The sequence below is a fragment of the Thermococcus sp. AM4 genome (genome assembly GCF_000151205.2).
Lineage (GTDB): Archaea > Methanobacteriota_B > Thermococci > Thermococcales > Thermococcaceae > Thermococcus.
In genome coordinates this window covers 1,545,145-1,561,367 of the sequence record NC_016051.1, presented here as the reverse complement: position 1 = coordinate 1,561,367, position 16,223 = coordinate 1,545,145, and the positions used below count along the sequence as shown (strand labels likewise).

Here is a 16,223-nt window from a genome sequence, read left to right as displayed (position 1 = left end):
AGGCCAAAGTGCCAAAGTCTTTATCGGTGGAGCATATGGAGGAAATTGAGGCCATCTACGAGAACGGTGTATTTAAGCCCCTCAAAAAGCCTCATCTCCGCGATAATGAGAGGGTAGTGCTGGTCATCAAGGAAAAGGTGGTTACCGGAGATTTCCTTAAAAAGCTTGAAACGCTCAGCGAGAGTCTGCCAAAGTTCAAAAGCCCCTCTAAGATTATTGAGGAGGATAGGAGATGATAGTGATAGACGCTAACGTGCTCATAGATGCCCTGTTTGAGGGGAATCCCGAACGCAGGGAGCTTGCCCTCCAGTTCTTCAGGCTGATTGAAGGGAGATCCGTCTACGTCCCCAGGATTTTTATAGTTGAAGTGCTCTCTGTGGCAAGACGACTCGGCGTTAGGCTGGATTACCGCACTCTGATGGGTCTGATAGAGGACTTCAACATAAAAACTGAAGACGAACTGTTTAACCTTGCGGTTTACGTTTCAGAGAACATCCACCCTCGCGCCGTTGATGCATACTACATAGCAACGGCGATTTTAACGGGAGGCATTTTAGTCTCCAACGACAAAACAATGATTAAAAACAGCAGAAACGCCAGTATTGAGGCGTTCTACCTGCTTGAAGAATTTGAAAAGCTTGAAGAGTACCTATCCTCCCGATAGCTTCCCAACTTCTCCCTCCAGCCTCTTCAGCTTCCCCTTAAACCTTCTCAGCTGGTCGTTCGCTATGGCAACGATTCTCTCGACGTAGTCCTCGCTCACCCATAACTCGCCGTTCTCCCCCAGGGGAACGTCCATTCTCTCGGTCGAGCGAATCTCGACGAGGAGCTTCCTGTGGCTCACGCTCTTGATGTTGCTGTACTTGAAGCCCAGCCCTATCGCGAGGTTGAGCAGTTTAACCGCGTCCTCCAGGGTTCTCGCGGCAACGTGCAGAATAGGGCTCCTAACGAGAAACCAGAGCTGTCCCATCTCGTGCTTCCCGATGGCCTCAAGAACTTCCTCGACTGTGACTTCCCTGTGCCACTTGCCGAGCCAGACGGAATTGACCTTGTCGCCGAAGTGGGGCATCTCCATGACCGAAATCCTGCCCGAGCATGAGGAGGTTGTAAAGTAGTTCTCAAGGGCGTTGATCTTCTCAAGCAGGGTTATTATGTCGTAGTCCACTTTATCCTCAGCCAAAGCTTTCCTGAGGCCCTCCATCGCCTTTGCTTTCTGTTCATCGAAGTTCTTGGAGTAGAGGAACATTGCATCATCCCCCACTAATCAGCAGTGCCGCTTTCCGGTATGCGGGCTCGGTGAAACGGTACACAACCCGACTTCCGATCTGAGATTTTGAAACAACGTATAGGTCGTTCATTAGGGCGTTCAGGAGGGAATGAAGCGCCCTCTTTGAAATACCTGTTCTTTCCAGCTCACTCCATGTTGCCCCATATGAGAGTAGCTTTACAACCATTGGGGCACTTGGAGACCGACCTTCAAGCAGGCTCTCGAGTTCCCGTTTGGCTTCATTCACGGCACTTTCACTGACCCTGTATAGGGCCTTTAAGTGTTCATCCCCCAAACAGCGCCTTAAGCCATAAGCGCTGAGCCAGCCCGGTAGGGTTCCGAGTTCCCAAAGAATGTCCTCAAGTTCTATTCCAGATATTTTTATTCCGCACTCACTGAGTCCTTTCTGCAGGAACTCCTCCGCAACGTTCCGCTCCCAGGGATTGAGCGTTATTTCAATTGGTTGCCGTGCGTACAACCCCTCCGAATATGTTTGAGAGAAAAGTTTTTTCACGAGTCCTGCATACGAGCCCGAAAAGACTATTAACAGTTCCGGATTCTCGTTGAAGGCAACTGACAGGACATTGAGAAACTGGGGCAATCCTTCTCTGACTTTCTGTACCTCATCAAGGATTATTACGGTTTTCTTTAGGCTTCTCAGTGCTTCTTCAAGTGCCCCAGATGCCGAGGTATTCTGTTTTAATCTGACCTCAAGGCCCTTAATTGTAATTGATGAGAGGGAAGCCTCAAGCTTTTTGATGACTCCCCTCGGTAGATTGCGAAGTATTCTTTCGGTGGCTTCTCGAAGGGTCGTTGAGTTTCTCAAATCTATGTAGACGACGGAATACCCATGTCTCTTTGCGAACTCCCTAGAGGATGAAATCGCGAGGCTCGTCTTTCCAGCCATTCTTGGGCCCAAAACCGCGACCCAACTGTTTGATTCGAGGGCATTGATTAGTCTTCTAACTTCAGTCTCCCTGCCAAAAAGTTCATTTACTCTTTCCCTTGGACGAGGGGAAAACCATCGGTTCATCCCAACCCCCGAAACATGTTTCGGGGGTATCATTTAAAAATGTTCCCAAGGCTCAGCTCTTAGGGGTAAGCCTTGGAGGAAAGCTAAAATTTCTGGTGTGGTTTTAACTTTTTCTTAAATCCCTTCGGAGCGACCCTCTAAAAGCACCACTTCCCACATCAGTCCAGCCAACCTTTTAAAGACCTTTTCGATTAGGGGGCAGGTGGTGACATGGGCATAAAGATGAGCTGGGAGGAGTTCGCGAGGAGTATGGGGATCGAGCCCCAGATTCTGGAGAACAAGGAGGCGAGGCTTCTCAAAAAGTTCGTCATGGATCTAAAAGTTCCGACCCACTGCATCGGTTGCCAGGGCCTCGATCTCAACAATCCGAATCCCGTTCATCACCCGAGCTACGAGCTTACTCCAGCATGCAACCACGACTGCATCTTCTGCTACTCGAACGTCGCCGTTAAGCTCGGGAAGGCACCGAAACCCGGCTACTACGGCTGGGAGAGACCGAAGGCAATAACGGTTTCGCAGTACGGGGAGCCACTGCTTAGCAAACGAATAGTCGAGGTGAACAGAATGCTCCGCGAGCGCTTTCCGGAGGCGAGGCTTGACCTCCAGACCAACGGCTCGCTCCTCACCGAGGAGCTCTGGCAAAAGCTCGACTTCGACCTCGTGATGATAAGCCTCGACTCTTCAACGAGAGAAAAGCACCTCAAGATAACCAACGCCGACACCTTCGACGCCGTCGTGAACGCCCTGAGGATAGTCGGTTCCGACGAGAGCGTCCGCTCGGCAGTTAGAACGATCTTCATGCCCGGGATAAACGACGAGGACATACCGAAGATAGCAGAGATGGCATCTTCCCTTGGAATCGATGAGATGATGCTCCAGCCCCTGACGATCCACGAGCTCAACGTGGAGAGGCTGAGGAAAGCAGGTTTAGACTTCGACAGGGCGGAGAGCGTGAGGGAATTCCTGAAGGCTGCGATGGAGGCAAAGAGGTACATCGACGTCCGCATAAGCGGCTGCCAGCTCGTTCTGTACAGGAGGATGGATCACCTCACCCTCTTCAGTGCGCGGCGTGTTGCGCGGGACGTTGTCCCACTGGTAAAAAGGGAAAGGAATGTAACGTGATGTTACATATAACTTTATTTTATTCCGATGTTCTCATTTTCTACAAAAGTTTATAAATTTTGGACCCAAATTTTCCAAGGGCTGAATTATGAGGATCGTTAGGGACGTCCTCTTCAACCTCATCCTGATATCGCTCGCACTCCTGCTCACGGCGACGATGGTTGCCATCGCGGAGGAAAAGGCCCTTCAGGTGGAATCCAAGACTCCCGTGGACATTGAAAAGATGTCGCCGGAGGCAAGGGCCCAGTACGAAAAGTACCTCAACGAAATACAGAAGAGCGCGGAGCGCGTGAAGATCAGCTCAATCAGGCGGGACGTTAAAGCCTACTTCAGGTACGTGGTAGACGAGTTCAAGGGAGAGAGACGCTGGAAAACCCTGAAAACGATCGGACTCAGCTTCGCGGTTCTGGCGATGACGACGCTCCTGATATTCGTCTTCGGCCTCTACTGGGGGTTGAGGGCTGGTTACCGCGGGGGGCTCTGGGACAAAATTCTGTCGGGGCTGGCTCCCCTCTTCTCCGGAATTCCAGCCTGGTTCTGGGCCCTGCTCTTCGTGTGGACTCTGTGGTGGAAATGGAACATAGGCGACATCAGCTACACCAACTCCCTGATGAGGGCGAGGGCCTATGGAGGAATCGGTGTTCTGACCTATTTGAACGCCCTCCTCCTGCCGGTCATAGCGCTGACGTTCTCAAACGTCGTTGTTTACGCCTTCAACGTCAGGAACCTTGTCAAGAAGGAAGCCTTCGAGGAGTACTTCTTCATTGACATCCTCAAGGGATTGCCGGACAGGAGGATCATGAGAAAGCTCCTGAGAACGGTTCTCCCCTCGTTCCTTACCTTCACGAGCTACAACTTCCTCAACCTGATGATGAGTGCAATGGCCGTGGAAAAGCTCTTCGACGTCCCGGGAATCGGAAAGGTCTTAGCGGACTCGGTGGAGGTAGTATACCTCCCCAACGAGTTCGGAGAGCCCAAGATGCCGTACCTGCACTTCGACGGCCCCAGCATCTTCTTCGTGGCCTTCGTCATGGCGATGTTCTACTTCCTGAACTCAACGGTTCTTGAGGCACTCTACATCCACCTCGACCCGAGGAGGGAGATCAATGGGTGAGAAGGCACGCGAGGGGAGGGGCATGAGGATACCGAGGAGGGTCTCAATCGCCCTCATCGTGGTTATCGCCTATGTGATCGCCTCCCTGGTAGGCCCCCTCACCCTCAGGAGCGACGACCTTAGGAACTGGAACAACCTCGACTACTGGGAGATGAACCCGAAGGCGAAACCCCCCGAGTGGTACGGGGCCTTCAAAGGATTGCCTCCCTCGGAGTGGCTGAGGGGCAAATACAGGGAGGGGGTTTTCAGGTTCACGTACGATTTCCATTACGGTGTGGCACCGGAGGACGTGGTTATCGTTGCAAACACCACGAAGTCAATCGAGGTAACCCTGACGACGCCGGACAACGAGACAATAAGGCTCTTCGCCGGTTCCCCCGGCCTGATGAACTACACGCTGCACTTAGGAGAGAACTATCCCCTCTTTGAGGAACTCGCGGAGGAGCGGTGCGGCATGAGGCTAACGGGAGAGTCCTTCTTCGGAAAGAACGTTCTTAACATCGTTTTCTCCGAACCAAAGGAGGACTGTCTAACGAATCCGAAGCCCCTGTACGGAAGGTACGTAATAACGGTAAAGGCCCTGGACTCGCCGATAGTGAGGCTCCTCCACGGCGGCAGGGTTCCAAGGCTGGAACCAAATGAGACTATGAAGGTCTTCATCGCCGGTCAGAGTCACGGGCTCTTGGGCACGGACACCCTCGGGAGGGACGTGTGGGTCGGCTTCCTCGGGGGGATGGGAGAAACCCTGCTCATAGCCTTCGCCGGAGCACTGATCTCCGTTGGGCTCGGCCTCGTCCTCGGAACCTTGGGAGCTATAGGGGGAAAGGCCGGCACTGGCTCCAACCTCGCCTCGCGCTTTCTCACGGTTCTTCCAACGCTCCCCTTCGCCATGGTCACGATAATAGCCCTCGGAACCATCGAGCTGGAAAACAGAGTCTACGTGATAAGGATCCATTCCCTCTACGTTGCGCTCGTACTCGGAATTCTCCTAACCGGAAACGTCTCAAGAAACGTTCGCTCGATAGTCAAGGAGGAACTCCGGAAGGGCTACACCGAATCGTCAAAGGCCCTCGGCGGAAGCCTTCTCTGGATACTGAGAAAACACGTTTCCCGGATTCTCATTCCGTACAGCCTTGAACAGCTGGCCATAGCCGTCCCCGGGGTCATAGCGCTGCTCACCCTCTTAGGGTTCTTCAACATCTCACCCGGCTTCAACTGGAGCTCCCTGATGAGCCAGACGATAGTCTACAACGCCCAGTACCAGTTCCTCTGGTGGCTAGTCCTGCCAATAGGCGTCTCAATGGGCCTCCTGGCCATTTCCTTCGTGGTTATCGCCAACTGGATCGAGGAAGAGTTTATTAAGGTTTGAAACGAGATAGAAACCATGATAGTGACGAAGCTGATTGCCCTCTTCCTCCTTTTGGTGTTCCTCGGGCTGAACGCGATGATAGCGATCGCCCGGCTCACGATGGGGCTGGGAAGCTCGCTCTGGAGGAGAATCTTCCGCATCGAGATCCCCGAGAACGAGAAGAAGGGCTATGAGATCGTGTACACCATCATCTGGATTGGCGTAGGTCTGTGGGCCTTCTGGAAGCTCAAAAACGCCAGCCTCTTCGGAGCGGTTCTCGGCTTTCTGACGTTTAGAAGCGGTGCAAACCTCTCAAAAACGCTGGTTTATACCATTCATGACCAGAGAATCGTCAGGGAGTACTCCAACGAGGGAAGGCTGCTCTCGATAATAGGGAACGCCTCAACGCTCTCGCTTCTCATCGAGGTTCTCTTCGTCGTAACCCTCGGCGTGGCGTACAAAACCCTCTCGGCAACCCTCAAATCCGGTATGAGCGCTGGGAACTTCCTCCTCTACCTCTGGGCTGCGGGTTTCCTTTTCGGGCTGCTCTTCGGATGGTTCATGGGCAGGAACAACCGCGGAATCCTCCTGAGCAACGCCTTTCCGATAGTGGTCTTCTTCTCGGCAAGGGCAGGAAAGAAGAAGGCCGAAAGCGGCCTTAAGAAAACCAAGGACGCCGCCAGAAAACCCCTCGAAAGGTTCAAAAGATGAGCTAAGTTTTTAACTAGCCTCTCATTCTTTCTCCCATGCTGAAGTGCTCGCTCTGCGTCAACGATGAGAGGACGGCCAGGATAGACATTATCGACGGAAGGCCCATCTGCCGTGAGTGCCAAGTTTACCTCAGGCATCCCATTGACCGGGAAAAGGTCAGGCGGGAACTCAAGGAGCTCATGAGGGACGTCAATAAGGCGGTGGTTGCATACTCCGGTGGAAAGGACAGCGTTGTCGCGCTCTACCTTGCCAAGGAGGTCTACAAAGTTCCGGAGCTCGAGGCGGTTATGGTGGATCATGGCCTCATGGCCGAAGAAGCTATAGAGAACGCGAAGCGAATAGCGGAGCACCTCGGGGTTCCGTTTAAGGTTCTGCGCTATGATTACTCCGACATATTCAGGAACGCCCTCCTCAAAGCCCAGAGCCCCTGCAGGGCCTGCTCGAAGAGAACGATGGAGAAGCTGAGGAAGTACGCCCTCAGGAACGGCTACCGCTACATAATAACGGGCCACGAACTGCCGTTCGGCCACCACCCGTACAGGCTCATGAGCGGCGGGGTCGTTCAGATAAGGCTGCTCTCAATGATGACCGAAAGGGAGCGCTTTGAGATACTGGAAAAGCTTCCCTTCGAGTTTCCGGAGCTGCCGGGGTATACAACCAACTGCCTCGTTCTGGGGCCGGCCTTACAGCTCTACTGGGAAAAGCACGGGCACAGCTTCGAGCATCGAAGAATAGCGGCCCTCGTTCGCTACGGCCTCATGAGCAGGGAGAAGGCCGAGAGGGAACTCCAGAAGCCCGAGGTTCCCGAATGGCAGTGGGAAATCGTGAAGAAGAGACTCGGGCTCACCTGACCGACTTCCAGGTTGTCAAAGGATTAACACCCCCAACGGTTAAACTTTTAAAGGTTTACACCAACGTAAAACAAGGGAATGCTGATGAACAGAGGGCGACATCTGTACCTGAAGGTGATCGCCAAGAACCTGTTGCTGTTCATTATCGCCGTTTTGATACTCGACTACCTCGCGGTTCTGGGGTACATACACGCCCACGCCTACAACGCCGAGGGGAAGGTTGAGAGCTTCGACAAGGTAAAGCTCATGAAGGAGCACCTGAGAACGGTTTACTACTACTTCACCCACCTCACAGAGAAGAACAGAAGCGGAAGGGCGCTGTACTCTTACATCCTCAAGAGCCTTATCCTCGTCCTCTTTGCCGAGGTTTTCATCCTGATCCTCGGCCTCTACCTCGGACTTAGGGCCGGCTACAACGGGGGCTGGACAGACAGGATGCTGTCGGTTCTCGCACCGGTTTTCTCGGCAATACCGCCCTGGTTCATAGCGGTGGTGCTCCTCTACACCCTGTACTGGAAGATGTCCATGCTACCGGTTGATTTTGAGGGCTACCTGAGGAGGGCCATCATGGAGGGAAACTCCACCGCGCTGGCCTACGTTCTCGGCCTGATCCTGCCGGCTCTAACGCTCGTTCTGGCAATGGTCTGGGAGTACGCCTTCAACGTCAGAAACCTGATAAAGTTTGAGAGCAACGAAAGCCACGTGCTCTACGACAGGGCCCGGGGTCTCCCGGAGGGGAGGATAAAGAGGAAGCTCCTGAGAATTGCCCTGCCCGCCTTTATGACGTTCACCACCTACAACTTCCTCGAGATTCTGATGAGCGTCTTCGTTGTTGAGGTGATATTCAACGTCCACGGAATCGGGTGGATCCTGGCGTATTCCTTCAGGCTCGGCCACAGCGTCCAGGGGGTCAGCTACTACTACAACAGCTACGGCGTGTTTTTCGCCGCCTTCGTCATGCTGCTCTTCTACTTCGTGAACGCCGTCGTCATGGAGTCCATCTACCTCCACCTCGATCCCAGGATCGGCAGGGAGGGAAGGGCATGAGGGCGTCGCTGAAGATGAAGGCCGCGGCAGCGATACTCCTAGCCTATCTGATCGCCTCGGTCCTGAGTCCGCACCTCGCCGATAAAAACGCGATCGAACACTGGAACGACAAGATGTACTGGGTCGAGAACCCCAAGCTGGCCCCTCCAGAGTGGGTAAACCTCTTCGGCAGGAACCTGCCCCCGACGGAGGAGCTGAAGCCATCCAGAGCGGAGGGCGGGCTCTACGTCTACGAATACGACTTCCACTACTCGGCACCTCCCCAGGACATAGTGATCCACCCCAACTCGTCCAGCTGGACCACCGTGAACCTCACGATGCCTGACGGAAGGGAGTACACCTTCTACGAGGGGCTTCCCCGGGACCAGATTCGCCTCGCGATGGCCTTCCCTGTCCTTCAAAGGATAGCCAGGGACAACGGAATCAACTGCACGACGTCGGACCTGATATTCAAGGGGCTAGAGCCAATCTTCCGGGAGAAGGGAACCTACACCATCAAAGTCGTCACGAACGGAAAACCCAGTGTAAAGGTGCTCGGAAAAACGTACGGCCTAATGGGCACAGACGGCGTTGGAAGGGACGTCTGGCAGGGTTTCATCTGGGGTCTCCGCGAGACCATGGAAATGGTCGTGGCGGTTGGGGCCATCGCGGTGCTCCTCGGGACGTTACTCGGAATAGCGAGTGCGCTCTCCGGCTTCGCGGGCTCGGTGACCGATGCGTTGAGCAAGCTCTCAACTGTTCTCCCCCTCGTCCCGGTCATGGTGATGATAATCCCGATAACCGGAAAGGTGAGCTACGGGGGGCATCTCAAGGTTCCGTTCTGGAGCTTCGTCCTTGTTATGGGCTTTCTGCTCTTTGGCAAGGTATCGAGAAACGTCAGGGCCCTCGTGGAAACGGAGCTCAGCAAGGAGTACGTCGAGTCCTCCAGGAGCCTTGGAGGTTCAAAGTGGTGGATACTGAGGTACCACATCTCAAAGGCCGTGCTGCCCTACAGCGTCTACCAGTTCTCGACCCTCATGCCCAAGGTCGTGGCCTTGGTTTCACTGCTCGGGTTCTTCGAGGCGATTCCGGGCTTCAACTGGGGAACCCTGCTCGGGAGCATGATAACGGAGCACCAGCTCTTCAGCATGGCGTGGTGGATAGTCCTGCCCATCGGAACGGCCCTCGCGCTTTTCGCGATGGCCTTCGTGCTGATAAACCTGGAGATGGAGGAGAGGTTTCTGGAGATGTAGCTAGAGCATCTCCTCAAGTTTTTTCACTGCGATAGAGAGAACCTCCTCCGGGAAAACTTTAAAGCCGCCTCCCTTGGCGAGGTTGTCGCTTCCGCCGCCCCCACCGCCGACTTCTGCCAGAACCTCCCTCAAAAGCGATCTCATCGAAACGTCGAGATCCTCGTTCTTGGCGAAGACGACGTAGTTTTCACCGGCGATGAGGGCTATTGTGTCAGGATTGTGCTCGACGAGGTAGATCGCGAAGGCCTGCGCGTCCTTCATCGGCAAATCCTCAACGAGAGTGATAACCCTGACTCCTTTGATTTCGCGAGCGTTGCTGAGGAGCGCCTCCGCCTTCCAGCGCCAGAGCTCGCGTCTCAGCTTCGACTTATCCTCCTCAAGCCTCTCAAGTTCGTCCCTGAGCTCAACGACCCTTTCCATAAGGGGCCTGTTCTTGTTGGGCATCCTGCTCAGAGATCCCCAGTAATCCTCAAGGATTTCGTTCAGAGCCCTCAAAGCCCTGTTTCCAGCGGCGAACTCTATGCGCCATAGCTTCCTGCTCTTGCGGTAGAAGTTGAGAACCTTCACGATACCGATCTCGCGCGTGCTCCCCACGTGGGTTCCGCCGCAGGGGGTGACATCGACTGTTCCAATCTTCACTATCCTTATCGGGGGCTTTACCTTCTCGGAGAGGGCCTTCCTCAGACGGGCTTTGAGATCCTCCGGGAGCTCGTCGTAGACCTCAACTTCAACCTCGACGTCGCCCCAGACTATTTCGTTGGTTTTCCTCTCGATCTCGTTTACCAGCTCCCAGCTCAGCTCCCCGGGGTAGTCGATCTCGATCTTGCTGTGATCGGGGAATATCTGAAAGCCCGTTGTGTCCGCCCCGAGGAGGTCCTTTATGACGGCCGAGAGGATGTGCTGGCCCGTGTGGGCCCTCATGTTCTCGTAGCGCCACTCCCAGTCGAGGATTAATCCCACCTCATCGCCCTCACGGGGCGGTCTTCCCTCAAGTTTCCCCTCGTGCCAGATCTCGTCCTTTCCGTGAACCTTATCAACGATAATTCTGAAGCCGTTGCCCTCGATCACCCCCCTGTCGGAGGGCTGACCGCCACCTTCCGGGTAGAAAATCGTCCTATCTAGGAGAACCCCAACCTTATTGCCGCGCTCCTCAACTCTAATAACCCTCGCCTTCGCTTCCCTCAGATAGGGGTCCCTGTAAAAGAGCCTTTCCGTCATGCTACCACCAGATGGAAATAGAAATGGTCAAATAAAAGCTTAACCGCTGGAGCGGGCCTCTATGAGGGCCTTAACCCTCTTGAGCCTGAAGAAGTTCTCGCGCTCCATCTCGTCGAGGCGCTGCTTGATGAACTTAACCGTTGCCTCCATGCGCGGGATTATGATGTACTCAAGCGCGTTGACGCGCCTCTTTGTAACCTCGATCTCCTTGGCCAGTCTTTTCAGCGTCTCTTCAACCTCGGCGAGGCGAACCGCTAAATCGAGAACCTCTTCGAACTTCTCGGCGGCGACGTCAACGAATGGACTCGTGGAGACGAAGGCATAGCCGCGCTCGCTGGCCTTTCTCTTGAAGCTCTCGGCCTCGATGAGCGGGACGGAAACGCCCATGACGTTCCTCCTCTTTATCTCGACCTCCCTGTTGGGCTTGACGGCCAGAGCGGCTTCCCGGAGCGGTAGGGTTCCCGCCTCTATCTGGGCTCGGGTGAGGGTCTCGAAGGCCACGCTCATCTTTTCGTTTAGCTCGCGCCTCAGCTGGAGGGCCTCGTCGTAGATCGTGAAGAACTCCATTATGAGGGCGTCCTGCTTGTCCTTGAGGAGCTTGTGGCCCTTTTTAGCTAGCTGGATTCTCCTTTTGAGGTTGAGGAGCTCCATTCGCGTCGGCTTCACGTTGAGCAGTTCTGCCATCTCGACCACCTAAAAAGTTGAAAGTTAAGAGCCCCTCTTCCTGTACTTGGGGTGGTACTTGAGGATGTACTCCTTCCTGACACGCTTGAGCTCGCTCTCTGGCAACTCGGCAAGGAGCTCCCAGCCGAGGTCGAGGGTCTCGAAGATGCTCCTGTCCTCGTCGTAGCGCTGGGCGACGAACTCGCGCTCGAACCTGTCCGCGAACTTGAGGTACTTCCTGTCGGTCTCGCTGAGAGCTTCCTCACCGACGACGGCGACGAGGTCCCTAAGGGAGCGTCCCTCGGCGTAGGCCGCGTAGAGCTGCTGGGCCAGCTGTGGGTGGTCCTCCCTGGTTCTTCCCTTACCGATACCGTCCTTCATCAGACGGCTGAGACTCGGAAGGACGTCGATTGGCGGGTAAATTCCTTTCCTGTGGAGCTCCCTGCTGAGGACTATCTGGCCCTCGGTGATGTAACCGGTCAAATCGGGAATCGGGTGGGTGATGTCGTCGTCGGGCATCGTGAGGATTGGCATCTGGGTTATGCTTCCCTTCTTGCCCCTGACACGGCCAGCACGCTCGTAGATAGTGGCGAGGTCAGTGTACATGTAACCCGGATAACCGCGCCTTCCGGGAACCTCTTCCCTCGCCGCCGAAATCTCACGCAAAGCTTCCGCGTAGTTGGTCATGTCCGTGAGGATGACCAGGACCTGCATATCGTAGTCGAAGGCGAGATACTCTGCAACGGTCAGGGCCATACGCGGGGTAATGATACGCTCGATGGCCGGGTCGTCTGCGAGGTTGAGGAAGAGCACAGCCCTCTCTATTGCTCCGGTCTCCTCGAAGCTCTTCTTGAAGAAGTTGGCCTCTTCGTAGGTGATACCCATCGCCGCGAAGACGACGGCGAACTGCTCCTCTTCTCCCAGAACCTTGGCCTGCCTCGCTATCTGGGCCGCGAGCATGTTGTGTGGCAAACCGGAACCGCTGAATATTGGCAGCTTCTGACCGCGGACGAGGGTGTTCATACCGTCTATGGCCGAGATACCCGTCTGGATGAAGTCCCTTGGGTAGGCTCTCGCGACGGGGTTGAGCGGTGCACCGTGAACGTCCCTCCTGTCCTCGGGGATGATTTCCGGTCCGCCGTCGATGGGCTTGCCGATACCGTTGAAGATCCTTCCCAGCATGTCCATAGAAACGGGAACCTTAAGGGTCTCGCCGGTGAAGCGGACGCGAGTCGTTTTGACGTCCAAATCGCGGGTTCCCTCGAAGACCTGGACTATCGCGAGGTTCTCCCTGGCCTCGAGCACCTGTCCCTTTCTCTTCTCCCCGCTCTCGGTCTCTATCTCGACGACCTCACCGTAGGCAACTCCCTTGACGCCCTCGACGATCATCAGTGGCCCGTAAATCTTGCTAACGGTTGAGTACTCCATTCCCGGCATGATCATCACGCCCCGTACTTCTTGAAGAGCTCTTCAAACTGCTTGTTCGTCTCATCGATGAGGGCTTTAATCTTCTCGATATCGGGCTCGAACTTCATACGGCCGATCTTCTCCCTGACAGGGAGCTTGGCTATCTCGTCAACCGGAACGCCCCTGCTCACGGCCTCCATGGTCTTGTTGTAGAAGTTGAGGATAACGCGCATCATGGTGACCTGCTTCTTCGGCGGGCAGTAGGTGTCGACCTCGTCGAAGGCGTCCTGCTGGAGGTAGTCCTCACGGAGCATCCTCGTGACGATGAGTATCGCCTTCTCCCTGTCGGGTAACGCGTCAGGACCGACTATTCTGACGATCTCCTGGAGTTCAGCCTCCTTCTGGAGGAGGGCCATAGCTGTGTCGCGCATCTTCCTCCACTCGGGATCAACGTTCTTGTGCCACCAGTCCTGGATGGCGTCGAGGTAGAGCGAGTAGCTCCTCAGCCAGTTGATTGCCGGGAAGTGCCTCCTCCTCGCGAGGTCGGCATCAAGGGCCCAGAAGACCTTGACGACACGCAGGGTGTTCTGCACAACTGGCTCGCTGAAGTCTCCACCCGGCGGTGAAACGGCACCGATGACGGAAACGCTACCGACCCTCGGCTCCTGACCGAGCGTGATAACCCTTCCAGCCCTCTCATAGAACTCCGCAATCTTACTGGCGAGATATGCCGGATAACCTTCCTCACCGGGCATCTCCTCGAGACGGCCTGAAATCTCACGGAGCGCTTCGGCCCACCTGCTCGTTGAATCGGCCATCAGAGCGACGTCGTAGCCCTGGTCGCGGAAGTACTCGGCGATAGTGATTCCAGTGTAGATAGAAGCCTCACGAGCCGCGACGGGCATGTTGGAGGTGTTGGCTATCAAAACCGTTCTCTCCATGAGCGGTTTTCCGGTCTTCGGGTCCTTGAGCTTGGGGAACTCCTCAAGGACGTCGGTCATCTCGTTTCCGCGCTCACCGCAACCGATGTAGACGACGACCTGCGCGTCACTCCACTTCGCCAGCTGGTGCTGGGTGACGGTCTTTCCTGAACCGAAAGGACCCGGAATTGCTGCAGTTCCACCCTTGGCTATCGAGAAGAAAGTATCGATAGTTCTCTGTCCGGTGATGAGCGGGACCTCGGGCGGGAGCTTGTTCTTGTAGGGCCTCTTGACACGGACCGGCCACTTGTGGTACATCTTGAGCTCCTCTATGCTCCCGTCGGGCTTCTTGACCTTGGCGATAACTTCCTCAACGGTGTAGTCGCCTTCCTCGGCTATTTCGACTATCTCACCCTCGACCCAGGGCGGAACAAGGATCTTGTGCTCGATGATGCTGGTTTCAGGAACGACACCGAGGATGTCTCCACCGGTGACCTTGTCGCCGACCTTGACGGTTGGCGTGAAGTGCCACTTCTTGTCCCTCGGCAGGGCCGGGGCCGTCAAACCCCTCGCTATGAAGTCGCCGCTGAGCTCGCGGAGCTTTTCAAGCGGCCTCTGAATTCCGTCGTACATCGAGGTGAGTAATCCAGGACCGAGCTCGACGCTGAGCGACGAACCGGTTCCCTCGACCGGCTCACCGGGCTTTATGCCTGCCGTCTCTTCGTAAACCTGAATGACTGCCTTGTCGCCCTCAAGGCGGATGATTTCTCCGATGAGACCCATCTCACCGACGCGAACGACCTCGTACATCTTGCTTCCTTCCATGCCGTCCGCAACGACGAGGGGTCCCGTAACCCTAACTATTCTTCCCATTTCCCTTCACCTCTTGAGCTCAACACCTATGGCCCTTCTAACTATCTCCCTGAGCTGGGCCTCTCCAAACCTCGAACCGGATTTGTCCGGGATCTGAAGGATGATCGGAAACTCCACCTCTGGAACCTCAACCCTCTGGGCGAGGGTCTCGGTGATGAGCACTATGCCAATATCGTCCCTCTCAACGAGCTCCCTCAGCTTGTTGTTGGCCCTCTCCACCTCAAGGGGACTGGAGCCGAAGGAATAAACCTCGTGGGCCCCGGCGAGCTTGAAGCCCAGGGCCGTGTCCGGGTCTCCAATGACCGCGATCTTCATGCCAACTCCTCCCCGATTATTTCCTTGATCTTCTCGGGTTTAAAGCCATCGGCTATCAGCTTGGCCATGGCCTTGAGCTTCTTTATCTCCCTCTCCTTCTTCAGGACGTAGCTAAGGGGAGTTGCGACGCTGAGGGGGTAGAACCTCGTGAGCTCCTCCATGCGCTTCAGCAGGTGGTTCCACAGCACTGACTCGACGACGGTTAGGTCGTTCTCTATCCTCTCCCTCTCGTCCCTGAGAACCCTGCCGTACTTGGTCGAATCGAGCTCCGCCAGGGCCATGCTGAGGTCATCGACGTTCAGAGCGGTGTCGAGCTTCACGCTGCCGCCGGGGATCATGTGCCTCCTTATGGCCTCCCCCGGGAGTCCGGCGCGCTTTGCCCTGAGCAGCGTCACGATGTTCCTGATGTCTATCTTCGTCCTGACGAACTCCTCAAGGATCAACCGCTCTTCCTCCTTTCTGGAGGCCGCGTACTCGAGGAGTCGAGCGTAGTAGACCTTGTAGAGCTCGGTTTCGAACTGATCGACGTCTATTTCGCCGAGGAGAAGCCTCTGATAGTGCTCTTCGTAGGGCGTTCCCTCGAGGATGACGAGGATCTCCTCCATGGTCTTGGCCTCTGCCATCGCCTTGATCTTCGGCACCATCGTTCCTATCTCGACAACGTAGTTGACGGCCGGCTCTCCCCTGACCTTTGCCTTGACAACGCTCGCTATGTTCCTGACGTCCCACTCCTCGAGGAGGAGCCTGAAGAAGCCACTGACCCTCTTCGGAAGGATCTCCTCCATCAGGAGGTACGTCGAGGCGAGCGCCCTCTCGAAGGCCCTCTCGATTTCAACGGGATCCTCTTCGACTGCCGAAAGGTGAGCCTTGTAGTCCGTGTCCTCAAGGTTCACGATGAAGTTCTGGAGCGTCCTGCTCTCCGCCAATTCGTTGAACCTCTGTCCCGTTAGCAGCTTGGCCTCCATGGCGTTGATCCTCGCGTTGGGGTAGGAGTAGGGGGTGTACTTCCTGATTATCTTCGCCGTTTTCCAGCCAAGCCAAGTGAAGACCACGCCCAGGGTCGTGTCGAGGATGGCCGTTACTGTCTCGGCTCCCATGGTCC

The 16,223-nt window shown here is 55.5% G+C and carries 17 protein-coding genes; 9 read left to right on the top strand and 8 right to left on the bottom strand.

Going from position 1 to position 16,223, the window contains the following annotated elements; translation table 11 throughout:
• Nucleotides 1–35 precede the first annotated feature (35 nt).
• Together TAM4_RS08585 and TAM4_RS08580 are read left to right on the top strand one after the other, a co-directional pair.
• Nucleotides 36–236 carry an antitoxin family protein gene (locus TAM4_RS08585; protein WP_014122848.1) on the top strand — a complete coding sequence of 67 codons (201 nt, stop codon included), beginning with the start codon at nt 36–38 and terminating at the stop codon, nt 234–236.
• Nucleotides 233–664 (top strand): type II toxin-antitoxin system VapC family toxin, encoded by a 432-nt coding sequence (locus TAM4_RS08580; protein WP_014122847.1) that lies wholly within the window; start codon nt 233–235, stop codon nt 662–664. The genes TAM4_RS08585 and TAM4_RS08580 overlap by 4 nt, the downstream gene beginning before the upstream one ends.
• On the opposite strand, the gene TAM4_RS08575 is transcribed toward TAM4_RS08580, so the two are convergent.
• Together TAM4_RS08575 and TAM4_RS08570 are read right to left on the bottom strand one after the other, a co-directional pair.
• Entirely contained in the window at nt 650–1,246 is a 597-nt protein-coding gene (locus tag TAM4_RS08575) for a hypothetical protein (protein WP_014122846.1), read from the bottom strand. The two genes, TAM4_RS08580 and TAM4_RS08575, sit on opposite strands and share 15 nt — an antisense overlap.
• Before the next feature lie 4 nt (nt 1,247–1,250).
• Nucleotides 1,251–2,300, bottom strand: coding sequence for an ATP-binding protein (locus TAM4_RS08570; protein ID WP_014122845.1), 1,050 nt, complete (start codon nt 2,298–2,300; stop codon nt 1,251–1,253).
• A 210-nt stretch (nt 2,301–2,510) separates the two neighbouring features.
• Between TAM4_RS08570 and TAM4_RS08565 the strand changes: the two genes are divergently transcribed.
• The 7 genes from TAM4_RS08565 to TAM4_RS08535 all read left to right on the top strand — a co-directional run bounded on the left by TAM4_RS08565 (nt 2,511) and on the right by TAM4_RS08535 (nt 9,725).
• Nucleotides 2,511–3,422, top strand: a complete 912-nt coding sequence (locus TAM4_RS08565) for a radical SAM protein (protein WP_014122844.1) — start codon at nt 2,511–2,513, stop codon at nt 3,420–3,422.
• Nucleotides 3,423–3,510: 88 nt separating this feature from the next.
• A complete protein-coding gene (locus TAM4_RS08560) occupies nt 3,511–4,536 on the top strand; it encodes an ABC transporter permease (protein ID WP_014122843.1) in 1,026 nt (341 codons plus the stop codon).
• Entirely contained in the window at nt 4,529–5,905 is a 1,377-nt protein-coding gene (locus tag TAM4_RS08555) for an ABC transporter permease subunit (RefSeq protein ID WP_014122842.1), read from the top strand. Before TAM4_RS08560 ends, TAM4_RS08555 begins: the two co-directional genes overlap by 8 nt.
• A gap of 15 nt (nt 5,906–5,920) precedes the next feature.
• Nucleotides 5,921–6,595, top strand: coding sequence for a hypothetical protein (locus TAM4_RS08550; protein ID WP_014122841.1), 675 nt, complete (start codon nt 5,921–5,923; stop codon nt 6,593–6,595).
• Between the two features lie 35 nt (nt 6,596–6,630).
• A complete protein-coding gene (locus tag TAM4_RS08545) occupies nt 6,631–7,446 on the top strand; it encodes a 7-cyano-7-deazaguanine synthase (protein ID WP_014122840.1) in 816 nt (271 codons plus the stop codon).
• Nucleotides 7,447–7,524: 78 nt separating this feature from the next.
• Nucleotides 7,525–8,493, top strand: a complete 969-nt coding sequence (locus TAM4_RS08540) for an ABC transporter permease subunit (RefSeq protein WP_083820424.1) — start codon at nt 7,525–7,527, stop codon at nt 8,491–8,493.
• A complete protein-coding gene (locus TAM4_RS08535; RefSeq protein ID WP_014122838.1) occupies nt 8,490–9,725 on the top strand; it encodes an ABC transporter permease in 1,236 nt (411 codons plus the stop codon). The genes TAM4_RS08540 and TAM4_RS08535 overlap by 4 nt, the downstream gene beginning before the upstream one ends.
• On the opposite strand, the gene TAM4_RS08530 is transcribed toward TAM4_RS08535, so the two are convergent.
• From TAM4_RS08530 to TAM4_RS08505, 6 genes are read right to left on the bottom strand one after another with little or no spacing between them, the layout of a single operon-like run.
• Nucleotides 9,726–10,943 (bottom strand): DHHA1 domain-containing protein, encoded by a 1,218-nt coding sequence (locus tag TAM4_RS08530; RefSeq protein ID WP_014122837.1) that lies wholly within the window; start codon nt 10,941–10,943, stop codon nt 9,726–9,728.
• Nucleotides 10,944–10,982: 39 nt separating this feature from the next.
• On the bottom strand, nt 10,983–11,627 hold the full coding sequence (locus TAM4_RS08525) for a V-type ATP synthase subunit D (RefSeq protein WP_014122836.1): 645 nt from the start codon (nt 11,625–11,627) through the stop codon (nt 10,983–10,985).
• A gap of 24 nt (nt 11,628–11,651) precedes the next feature.
• Entirely contained in the window at nt 11,652–13,043 is a 1,392-nt protein-coding gene (locus TAM4_RS08520; protein ID WP_014122835.1) for an ATP synthase subunit B, read from the bottom strand.
• A gap of 5 nt (nt 13,044–13,048) precedes the next feature.
• Nucleotides 13,049–14,806 carry an ATP synthase subunit A gene (locus TAM4_RS08515; RefSeq protein ID WP_014122834.1) on the bottom strand — a complete coding sequence of 586 codons (1,758 nt, stop codon included), beginning with the start codon at nt 14,804–14,806 and terminating at the stop codon, nt 13,049–13,051.
• A 6-nt stretch (nt 14,807–14,812) separates the two neighbouring features.
• On the bottom strand, nt 14,813–15,121 hold the full coding sequence (locus TAM4_RS08510; protein ID WP_014122833.1) for a V-type ATP synthase subunit F: 309 nt from the start codon (nt 15,119–15,121) through the stop codon (nt 14,813–14,815).
• Entirely contained in the window at nt 15,118–16,218 is a 1,101-nt protein-coding gene (locus TAM4_RS08505; protein ID WP_014122832.1) for a V-type ATP synthase subunit C, read from the bottom strand. The genes TAM4_RS08510 and TAM4_RS08505 overlap by 4 nt, the downstream gene beginning before the upstream one ends.
• Between the last annotated feature and the right edge of the window lie 5 nt (nt 16,219–16,223).